Consider the following 6,092-nt stretch of genomic DNA (forward strand, 5'->3'; position numbering starts at 1 on the left):
CGAATTTTTGAGTTTTCAGGCTCAAAAGGGTGTTTCGAAATTATTGAATGCCGGATGTCGCAGATCCTTGTCGGACAGGATGGCTTTTGATGGATCTATGCGCCAGTCGATTCCCAGTGCCGGATCAAGCGGAGAGATGCCTCCTTCGCTTTCGGGTGCATAGAAGTTGTCACATTTGTACTGGAACACCGCCACGTCGCTCAGCACGGAAAAACCGTGGGCGAAACCATGAGGCACGAAGAACTGCAACTTGTTTTCCTCGGTAAGTTCGGCGGCTACATATTTTCCGTAGGTCGGCGATCCTTTTCGCAGATCTACCGCTACATCCAGCACTGCACCGCGCACACATCTTACGAGTTTCGCCTGTGTGAATGGCGGACGCTGGAAATGGAGACCGCGGATAACCCCGAAAGTCGATGCGGACTCATTATCCTGTACGAAGTTGACCGGCTCCACGAGACGGTTGAACTCTCGCTGCGAGTAGCTTTCGAAAAAATAGCCGCGCGAATCCGTAAAGATACGGGGTTTGAGCATCACCACTCCTTCGATTTCTGTCTTGATAACTTCCATTGTTACGCTTGATAGGCTTGATGTCGATTATGAGTTGGTGATTAGTTTCATGAGATACTGTCCGTACTGGTTTTTAAGCATCGGTCGGGCTATTTCCTCCAGTCTCTTGCTGTCGATCCAGCCGTTGCGGTAAGCGATTCCTTCCAGACAGGCTATCTTGAGACCCTGACGCTTTTCAAGCACTTCTACATAGATCGATGCTTCGGCCAGAGAGTCATGCGTACCGGTGTCGAGCCAAGCGAAACCGCGTGGGAGTGTTTTCACCTTCAGCTCCCCGTCCTTGAGAAAGGTCTGGTTGACGGTGGTTATCTCCAGTTCTCCGCGTGCGGAAGGCTTTATCGTAGAGGCCACTTCGACGACTTTATTCGGGTAGAAGTACAGACCGGTAACCGCGTAGTTGGATTTCGGATGCTCAGGTTTTTCTTCGATCGAAAGGCAATTCCCCTCATTGTCAAACTCAGCCACTCCATAGCGTTCGGGGTCGCTGACCCAGTAGCCGAACACGGTTGCCTTGCCGTCAGTCTCCGCGGCTTGGACGGCATCGCGGAGCAGCGATGTGAAACCTGCGCCATGAAATATGTTGTCGCCGAGCACGAGGCACACCGAATCGTCACCAATGAAATCCCGACCAATAATGAAGGCTTGCGCGAGACCGTCGGGCGATGGCTGTTCGGCATATTCGAATCTTACGCCGAAATCAGAGCCGTCGCCGAGCAGACGGCGGAATGCGGGGAGATCCGTCGGAGTGGATATTATAAGTATATCACGTATCCCGGCAAGCATAAGGGTCGATATCGGATAATAGACCATAGGCTTGTCGTAGATAGGGAGCAACTGTTTGCTGACCCCCTTTGTGATGGGATAGAGGCGGGTGCCTGACCCTCCTGCCAGAACGATTCCTTTCATGGGGTTGCTACTGTCGGGACTATTCTTGTGCAAATATAGTCAAAAGTCACCACATATTCGAGTGGGATTGTAGAAAAAATCGACAGGCTTATGCAAATAGTTAAATTGAATGCTTGGCATCGGCTGAATTCTTATCAAAGGTTGCCGGATGAGGATTTTTTACGCCTTGACGGAGGGTTTTGTTTCGAAATTTGGAGTTAAAATTGTAATTTAGCGATGAATTTTGGATGATCAGTTCATCCGTTTAGTGCATAAACTTTAATAAGCCACATAATACCATAAGGAAAATGAATATCCGTCAAATAATTTCCTCACTCCTCCTCTCGGTCTCCGTTCTCACAGTCTCTGCAGAGACATATATGCTTGACAATCAGACGCGCTATGACTCCGTCAAAGGTTACGGTTATGACCGGATTCCGACCCCTGCGGCGGGGAGTACGGATCCGTATTACTACTCTGTCCGTGTGCCTGATGGGAATTACAAGGTTACTTTTGACCTCGGAAGTGATAAGCGCGCGGCAAATACCACTGTCCGCGCAGAGTCACGCCGTCTTCTTGTCGAAAACCTCCCTACTAAGAAAGGAGAATCCGTAAAAAAGACTTTTATAATCAACAAGCGCAATCCGCGCATATCCGATAAGGAGCGCGTGACGCTGAAACCGCGTGAGAAGTCTAAACTCAATTGGGACGATGTGCTGACCTTCGAGATCAATGGTTCTGCACCTGCCTGCAGAAGCATAACCGTCGAACCTGCGGATACGAGCGTGACCACTGTATATCTCTGCGGAAATTCCACCGTGGTCGATCAGGAATATGAACCTTGGGCGAGCTGGGGACAGATGTTGCCGCGTTTCTTCGATGATCAGGTAGCCGTGGCCAACTATGCCGAGAGCGGTGAGTCCGCGCTGAATTTTATTAATGCCAAACGCCTGAAGCGGGCTTTGCGTGACGCACGTCCCGGCGACTGGTTCTTCGTTGAGTTCGGTCACAACGATCAGAAAATCAAACGATCCGGAAGCGGGGCATACTATTCGTTCATGACAAATCTTAAAACCATCATGGATGAGGTGAAGAAAAAAGGTGCTAACATCGTCTTCGTCACACCGACCCGCCGTAGAGTCTTTGACTCTTATGGTTCGACGGTAAATACCCACGAGGACTATCCCGATGCCATGCGTTGGATTGCCGCGAAGGAAAATGTACCGCTCATCGAGCTGAACGGTATGACGGCAAGACTCTATGAGACTCTCGGTGTTGAAGGATCGAAAAAAGCTTTCGCCCATTATCCGATGGGCAGTTTCCCCGGTCAGGAGCAGGCTTTGGAGGACAACACGCATTTCAACCCTTACGGAGCATATCAGATCAGCAAATGTGTCATAGAAGGTATGCGCACTGCCGCTCCGGGACTTTTCATGCACATAGTGGATTTTGATTCGTATGATCCTTCACGTCCTGATTCCGTCGGGGACTTCTACTGGGCTCCGGCTCCATTCTGCGAGAACGAGAAACCGGAGGGGAATTGAGCGCGCGTAGAGGACCTACACTATAAATAGACTTACACTAATAAATATATGTATATTTGCGGGAGCGGATAAGTTATGATAAGATATATAGGTGCGGCCTTATTGCTACTGCTGTCAGGCATTGTCTGTCGCGATGATGCCACGGCGGCAGTTCATATTTTTGACGGACGGAATCCCGTAACGTTCAACTCTCCCGCATGGGCTTCCCGGCCTGTCCCTGAGAAAGCGGCGGAGATGTTTGAATCGGACATGACCGATGTTACCGGTCTGTATCCTCTACGGGTTGATCGAACTGAAGCTGCCATCCGCATATATAATCTTTCGGCCATCACTGAGACTGAAACCGACGAACTCAGAGCTGCGGATATTGATCTGTCCGAACTTCGGGGGCGTAGTGACGCATTCTGCCTGAAGGTTCATGACGGCAAGCTCTATGCTGTCGGAGCGGATGACCGTGGGACGGCCTACGCTATTCTTGAGATATCACGTCTCGCGGGGGTCTCACCATGGGTGTGGTGGAACGACTCTCGTTCTCTTCGTCGTGATGATATAGAATTGCCGGATGACTATGTGTCATATCAATCTCCGTCCGTCGAGTATCGCGGGATCTTCCTTAACGATGAGGATTGGTCGTTGCAGCCTTGGAGCTGGAGGACTTTTGAGAAAGATCAGGAGCCGGGAACTATAGGCGCACGGACATATAAGGAGATATTCAAATTGCTGCTGCGTCTGCGGGCCAACATTATATGGCCTGCTATGCATCCATCGACCAAGCCGTTCTATTTCGTGGCCGGCGCAAAAGAGACGGCTGACAGTTTCGGCATAGCGATAGGGACATCTCATTGCGAACCCTTGATGCGTAACAACGTCGGCGAATGGAAGGAGAGTGAGCGCGGCCCTTACAATTATATTACCAACCGTGCATCAGTGGTTGACTATTGGTCTGAACGGTTGATGGAAGCGGGAGGTTATGAGAACATATATACGATAGGTATGCGCGGCATCCACGACGGTTACATGGAGGGGGTGAAGACTATGGACGAGCGCGTCGCGGCTCTTCGTGATGTCATCAGTGATCAGCGTTCATTATTGCGACAGTATGTTGATACAGCTGTCACATCCGTTCCGCAAATATTCATTCCGTATAAGGAGGTGCTTGAGATCATGGACAACGGATTGGAGATCCCGGAAGACGTGACACTCGTGTGGTGTGACGATAACTATGGTCACATTTCGCGTCTCAGTGATTCCATTCAGCAGCAGCGCAAGGGCGGGGCAGGGATCTACTATCATCTGAGCTACTGGGGGCGACCGCATGATTATCTGTGGCTCGGCACTACGCAGCCGGGGCTCGTGTATAAGGAGATGAGTAATGCCTATTGTCATAATGCACGAAAGATATGGATCGCCAATGTACACGACCTTAAAACATCCTCCTATCCGCTCGAACTTTTCCTTGACATGGCATGGGACATTGATGCCGTCAAGTCGATCGGTGTCGGAGAGCATCTTGCCTTATGGCTTGAACGTGAATTTGGTGAGGCAGCTGGAACGGCTCTGATGGCGGTGATGTATGAGTATTATCGGCTGGGCAACATCCGTCGGCCGGAACATACGGGATGGTCACAGGTGGAACTTAACCGTAAGATCTATCCTCGCGGACGTTCGCAGGTGGGCGATACGGATTTCAGTTTCACGGAATTCGGGGGCGAGGCTGACCGTTATCTTGAAGCTTACGATTCAATTATACTGAAGGTGAATGAGATTGAAGCTGCTGTCCGTCCGGAGAGGCACGACACTTATTTCGCTCAGATGAAATATCCTGTGTCGGCAGCCGGATTGATGGCGAGAAAGATGCTTGAGGCCCAACGTGCGCGATCATACGCGATGGGGCAGAGCGATGCATCGCTTTGGGGACGCGACAGCCTCATGTTTCAAGCATGTGCCCGAAGTATGGATGCATATCAAAAAATCCGTCGGCTTACGGCTTTTTACAATGATTCGCTTGCCGCCGGGAAATGGAAACACTCCATGTGTATGAATCCGCGTGATCTCTGCGTGTTCAATCCTCCTGTGCTCCCTGTCGGTCTGACGGAAGAGGAGATCATGCGTTACCTTTCTCCAGCAAATTTAAAAGTCAATTCATCTTCAATTGTCGGCTTCGGTCCTTCCACAGGATGGACTGCACGCAACGGTGACTCCTATGATTCCGCAACTTTCTCTCCTGCTCCTGTCTTTATGCTCGGTCACAGCATGAACGCAGTGCCTCTTCCAAAAGGCGAGAGTCTGATGTTTGATTTCGATGTTGATAGTGATGGCAAGGCATATCTGCTGACGGCTCTCATCCCGACGCAACCAACCGATAACGGGGAGCTGCGGATAGCAATCAGTATCGACGGAGGTGAACGGCAGACAGTAAGCATCCGCGAAAAGGGCAGGACTGACAGATGGAAAGAAAATGTGTTGCGTAATCAGGCACGCGTAACGACAGCGCATGATCTTAAAAAGGGTCGTCACCGGATCGCAGTCACTGCGCTTGATGACAATATAATCCTCGATCAGCTTATGCTCGATAGCAAAAAAGATAGGAAATTCTATGTGGTCCCGGTCTCGCCGTCACGTCCGCGTTGAATGCATAGGGCGTTGCCGGAAAGTTTATGGATTCTATAAAATAATAGGGGTATAGAAAAAGAGCTTTGAAATTATAATTTCAAAGCTCTTTTTCAAGTGTCCGAGATGAGATTCGAACTCACACAGTCTTACGACCACTACCCCCTCAAAGTAGCGTGTCTACCAATTCCACCACCCGGACGATTAAATGTCAGCCAATATGGTTATTGACGTTCATTCAGATATTTTCCTGAGCACTTTTTATGAAAAACCGCTGTTCTTTTCAACCGGATAGCTCCGGAGTGCTACTGTAAGATCCTTTCAATGAAAAATCCTGATTAGTAAAACCATAATCAGGATTTTTTGAAGTGTCCGAGATGAGATTCGAACTCACACAGCCTTACGGCCACTACCCCCTCAAAGTAGCGTGTCTACCAATTCCACCACCCGGACGAAAAATGTCTGTCAATGTGTTATGCGCAT

Annotated in this window: 4 protein-coding genes and 2 tRNA genes; 2 read left to right on the forward strand and 4 right to left on the reverse strand. The window is 49.8% G+C overall.

The genetic code is table 11. The features are described from left to right. Positions 1-21 precede the first annotated feature (21 nt). A complete protein-coding gene (rfbC, locus tag K2G41_RS04220; RefSeq protein ID WP_300114907.1) occupies positions 22-570 on the reverse strand; it encodes a dTDP-4-dehydrorhamnose 3,5-epimerase in 549 nt (182 codons plus the stop codon). A gap of 27 nt (positions 571-597) precedes the next feature. Continuing rightward, complete coding sequence (rfbA, locus tag K2G41_RS04225; RefSeq protein WP_300114910.1) at positions 598-1,476, reverse strand: glucose-1-phosphate thymidylyltransferase RfbA; 879 nt, start codon at positions 1,474-1,476, stop codon at positions 598-600. 359 nt (positions 1,477-1,835) lie between these two features. On the opposite strand from rfbA, the gene K2G41_RS04230 reads away from it, so the two are divergent. Together K2G41_RS04230 and K2G41_RS04235 are read left to right on the forward strand one after the other, a co-directional pair. Next, positions 1,836-2,999, forward strand: coding sequence for a rhamnogalacturonan acetylesterase (locus K2G41_RS04230; RefSeq protein ID WP_300114920.1), 1,164 nt, complete (start codon positions 1,836-1,838; stop codon positions 2,997-2,999). 75 nt (positions 3,000-3,074) lie between these two features. Further along, the gene (locus tag K2G41_RS04235) at positions 3,075-5,630 is read left to right on the forward strand and encodes a glycosyl hydrolase 115 family protein (RefSeq protein ID WP_300114913.1); all 2,556 of its coding nucleotides are present in this window, start codon (positions 3,075-3,077) and stop codon (positions 5,628-5,630) included. A 97-nt stretch (positions 5,631-5,727) separates the two neighbouring features. Here the strand turns inward: K2G41_RS04235 and K2G41_RS04240 are convergent. After that, positions 5,728-5,811 (reverse strand) — tRNA-Leu (locus K2G41_RS04240). A 167-nt stretch (positions 5,812-5,978) separates the two neighbouring features. Further along, a tRNA-Leu gene (locus K2G41_RS04245) sits at positions 5,979-6,062 on the reverse strand. Positions 6,063-6,092: the final 30 nt, after the last annotated feature.

This window comes from Duncaniella sp. (assembly GCF_029056165.1).
GTDB lineage: Bacteria > Bacteroidota > Bacteroidia > Bacteroidales > Muribaculaceae > Duncaniella.

Excerpts from the sequence above, each read along its gene's own strand:
- rfbC (WP_300114907.1), bottom strand. The coding sequence starts at position 570 with ATGGAAGTTATCAAGACAGAAATCGAAGGAGTGGTGATGCTCAAACCC.
- rfbA (WP_300114910.1), bottom strand. The coding sequence starts at position 1,476 with ATGAAAGGAATCGTTCTGGCAGGAGGGTCAGGCACCCGCCTCTATCCC.
- K2G41_RS04230 (WP_300114920.1), top strand. The coding sequence starts at position 1,836 with ATGCTTGACAATCAGACGCGCTATGACTCCGTCAAAGGTTACGGTTAT.
- K2G41_RS04235 (WP_300114913.1), top strand. The coding sequence starts at position 3,075 with ATGATAAGATATATAGGTGCGGCCTTATTGCTACTGCTGTCAGGCATT.